Genomic DNA, 4,172 nt, shown 5'->3' on the forward strand with positions numbered 1-4,172 from the left:
TGCCGACGGCATCAAGGACGGCAAGCGCCGCAAGGTGCATATCTACAACATCTGCGACCACGAGCAGTGCTACGCGGAGGTCAAGTCCCAGGCCATCTCCTACACCACCGGCGTGCCGGCGGTGACCGGCGCCATGCTGATGCTTGCGGGCATCTGGAAGGGTGACGGGGTGTTCAACGTCGAGCAGCTCGATCCTGACCCCTTCATGGCGCGCATCGGCGAGATGGGACTGCCCTGGCAGGTGGTCGAGCTCGACCCCGACCACGACCCGCTGGCCTGAGCCATGGCGAACGCACGCGAGCAGGGCCTGGATTTCGACGTTATGGCCTGCCCCTCCCCGGCCTATGTGGTGGACGACGCCCTGCTGCGCCGCAACCTGGAGCGCCTCGGCGAGGTCCAGGCGGCGAGCGGTGCGAGGATCCTGCTGGCCCTGAAGGGCTTCGCCATGTGGGACACCTTCCCGCTGGTGCGCCAGTACCTGGTGGGCACCACCTCCAGCGGCCAGGACGAGGCGCGCCTGGGCGCCGAGACCTTCGGAGGCGAGGTGCACTGCTACTCGCCGGCCTTTACCGAGGAGGAGTTGCGGGTGGTGCTGCGCTATGCCGACCACCTCAGCTTCAACTCCCCGGGCCAGTGGCGGCGCTTCCGCGAGACGATCGCGGCGGCGCCACGCCGGGTCTCCTGCGGGATGCGGGTCAACCCCGAGCACTCCACGGGCGACGTGCCGCTCTACGACCCCTGCGCGCCGGGCTCACGGCTCGGTACCCGCTCGGGGGACCTGACGCCGGCGGATCTCGAGGGCCTCGAGGGGCTGCACTTTCATACCCTGTGTGAACAGAACAGCGACGACCTGGAGACGACCCTGGCGGCCTTCGAGACACGATTCGGCCACTATCTCGGTAGCCTCAAGTGGGTCAACTTCGGTGGCGGCCATCATATTACCCGCGACGACTACGACATCGAGCGGCTGGTGCGGGTGGTTCGCGGCTTCCGTGAGCGCCACCCGCATCTGACGGTCTATCTGGAGCCGGGCGAGGCCATCGCGCTGAACACCGGCTACCTGGTCTGCACGGTGCTGGATATCGTCGAGAACGACGGCACCATCGCCATCCTCGACACCTCCGCCACCGCGCATATGCCCGATGTGCTGGAGATGCCCTACCGCCCCGAGATCATCGGTGGCGGCGAGCCGGGCGAGAAGCCCCACACCTACCGCCTGGGTGGCCAGACCTGCCTGGCCGGCGATATCGTCGGCGAGTACAGCTTCGATGCGCCACTCGCCATCGGCGACCGCCTGGTGTTCACCGACATGGCGCACTACACCATGGTCAAGACCACCACCTTCAACGGCATTCGCCTGCCCTCGATCTGCCGGATCGATGAAACCAGTCGCGAGGTACGCACGGTGCGCACCTTCGGCTACGTGGACTACATGCAGCGACTCAGCTGACCATCCACCGAGCCCGACCCCAGCGAGTGGCGCCTTCCTTCGAGAGGCGGCCATCTTCGAGAGACGCCCCCTTCAGGGGGCGTCTTGCGTTTCCTGCGCCTGCCAGGTGCCGACTCACGCCGTTCAAGCGGCGGCGTGCATCGCCAGGGCGGTATCCAGCATGCGGTTGGAGAAGCCCCACTCGTTGTCATACCAGGCCATCACCTTGACCAGGCGACCATTCACCCGGGTGTGATTGGCGTCGAAGGTCGAGGAGTGGGCGTCGTGGTTGAAGTCGATGGAGACCAGCGGCTGGGCATTGACCGCCAGCACCGGTGAGGCCTCGGCCGCACTGGCCACGATCTCGTTGATCTCTTCCCTGGTAGTCTCGCGCCCGGCGGTAAAGGTCAGGTCCACCAGCGAGACGTTGATCACCGGTACGCGCACGGCCAGGCCATCGAACTTGCCGGCGAGCTCCGGCAGTACCAGGCCGACCGCGGCGGCGGCGCCCGTCTTGGTGGGAATCATGGAGTGGGTCGCGCTGCGCGCCCGGTAGGGGTCGCTGTGGTAGACGTCGGAGAGGTTCTGGTCGTTGGTGTAGGCGTGCACCGTGGTCATCAGGCCGTTCTCGATACCCACCGCATCGTTGAGCGCCTTGGCCACCGGGGCCAGGCAGTTGGTGGTGCAGGAAGCATTGGAGACCACGCGATGCTCGGCGCTGAGCACCGCCTCATTGACCCCATAGACCACGGTGGCATCGGCATCGGGACTCGGCGCAGAGATCAGCACCCGCTCGGCGCCGGCCTCGAGATGCCTGGCGGCGTCGGCCCGCTTGGTAAACAGGCCGGTGCACTCCATCACCAGGTCCACCTCCAGGCTCTTCCAGGGCAAGCGTGCAGGATCACGTTCCGAGAGGATCGCGATCCGGTCGCCGTCGACGCTCATGCTCTGCTCGTCATGCTCGACCCTGAAGGGGAAGTGGCCATGCACGGTGTCATGGCGCAACAGATGGGCATTGAGGGAGGGGTCGCCCAGGTCGTTGATGGCCACCACCTGAATGTGGTCGCGATAGCCGTTCTCGTAGAGGGCACGCAGCACATTGCGGCCGATACGGCCGAACCCGTTGATGGCAATCTTGAGCATCATTTCCTCTCTCCTCCAGTGGCATCTTGCGGGGGGATATGGTCGAACCTGCTAGCGTGGGTCCCGTGTCGTAAGCAAACGAGGCCATGCCCTGCGGCTCGTGTCATGTCTCTCAATGTGACGCAAACTGATCAGAGACTCAATAGAAATTAAGTAAGTTTACAACATTTACCCAGTTTAAGGTCGCTCACCCCTTATTCAATAAAGCCAAAAATAACTCCAACTTACTGAAAATAAAATTTAAAAATCCCATAATGTGGGCGATCCCGGGCCTCCCCCAAGGTGTAGTAAAGATACTGATAAACGGCTAACCTTGTAGTCTGACTACCCGCCATGCCACTGGAGGCCCGTCCAATGTCGACACAGCCCATCCACCACCCCATTCGCCGCACCAAGATCGTCGCCACCCTGGGTCCCGCCAGCGACCGCGAGGGCGTGCTCGAGGCCATGATCGCGGCCGGTGTCGACGTGGTGCGCCTCAACTTCTCCCATGGCACTGCCGACGATCACCGCCGCCGTCTGGCGCGGGTACGCGACATCGCCGCTCGCCTGGGCAGAAGCGTCGCCGCCCTGGGCGATCTGCAGGGGCCGAAGATCCGCATCGCCCGCTTCCGTGACGGCGCGGTGGAGCTCGCCGAAGGGGCGTCTTTCGTGCTCGACATGGCCCTGGACGGCGATGCGGGGAGTGAGGAGCGCGTGGGCTGCGACTACAAGCAGCTGATCGAGGATGTGGTGGCGGGCGACCGCCTGCTGCTCGATGATGGCCGGCTGGTGCTGGATGTCACCGCCGTGGCGGGCCGGGAGATCCATACTACGGTGACCGTGGGCGGCAGGCTCTCCAACAACAAGGGCATCAACAAGCTGGGCGGCGGTCTCTCGGCGCCGGCGCTGACCGACAAGGACAGGGCGGACCTCGCCACCGCCGTCGACATCGGCGTGGACTATCTGGCGGTCTCGTTTCCGCGGCATGCCGCCGACATGGCCGAGGCCCGCGAACTGCTGGGCGAGGCCGGCAAGGAGATCGGCCTGGTGGCCAAGCTCGAGCGTGCCGAGGCGGTGACCGACGAGGCGACGCTGGACGGCATCATCCAGGCCTGCGAGGCGGTGATGGTGGCGCGTGGCGATCTCGGCGTGGAGATCGGTGACGAGAAGCTGATCGGCACCCAGAAGCGCATCATCAAGCGGGCGCGCAGCCTGAACCGGGCGGTGATCACCGCCACCCAGATGATGGAGTCGATGATCGAGTCGCCCCTGCCCACCCGCGCCGAGGTGTTCGACGTCGCCAATGCCGTGCTCGACGGCACCGATGCGGTGATGCTCTCCGCCGAGACCGCCGCCGGCGACTTCCCGGTGGAGACCATCGAGGCCATGGACCGGGTCTGCCTGGGCGCCGAGCGCGAGCGGATCGCCCAGGAGTCGGGCCACCGCATCCACGAGGGCTTCTCCCGGGTCGACGAGACCATCGCCCTCTCCGCCATGTACGCCGCCAACCACCTCTCCGGGGTGGCCGCCATCGCCTGCATGACCTCGACCGGCTATACGCCGCTGATCGCCTCGCGCATCCGTTCCGGGCTGCCGATCATCGGCCTGGCCCACAGCG

4 protein-coding genes are annotated in these 4,172 nt (G+C 65.7%); 3 read left to right on the forward strand and 1 reads right to left on the reverse strand.

Annotation, left to right across the window (positions count from 1 at the left end):
* On the forward strand, positions 1-280 hold a 280-nt coding region (locus tag IOC61_RS09280; protein WP_324254709.1), incomplete at its 5' end, for a saccharopine dehydrogenase family protein.
* Between the two features lie 3 nt (positions 281-283).
* Positions 284-1,450: a carboxynorspermidine decarboxylase gene (gene nspC / locus IOC61_RS09285; protein WP_195688545.1), complete on the forward strand. Its 1,167-nt coding sequence runs from the start codon at positions 284-286 to the stop codon at positions 1,448-1,450.
* A 123-nt stretch (positions 1,451-1,573) separates the two neighbouring features.
* Here nspC and gap read toward each other — a convergent pair whose 3' ends face one another.
* Entirely contained in the window at positions 1,574-2,575 is a 1,002-nt protein-coding gene (gene gap / locus IOC61_RS09290) for a type I glyceraldehyde-3-phosphate dehydrogenase (protein ID WP_195688546.1), read from the reverse strand.
* Positions 2,576-2,926: 351 nt separating this feature from the next.
* Here gap and pyk point away from each other — a divergent pair.
* A partial coding sequence (gene pyk / locus IOC61_RS09295; protein WP_195688547.1) for a pyruvate kinase occupies positions 2,927-4,172 on the forward strand: 1,246 nt, incomplete at its 3' end.

This window comes from Halomonas sp. KAO (assembly GCF_015595025.1).
Lineage (GTDB): Bacteria > Pseudomonadota > Gammaproteobacteria > Pseudomonadales > Halomonadaceae > Halomonas.

Coding starts and splice junctions, on each gene's coding strand:
- gap (WP_195688546.1), bottom strand. CDS start 2,575: ATGATGCTCAAGATTGCCATCAACGGGTTCGGCCGTATCGGCCGCAAT.
- nspC (WP_195688545.1), top strand. CDS start 284: ATGGCGAACGCACGCGAGCAGGGCCTGGATTTCGACGTTATGGCCTGC.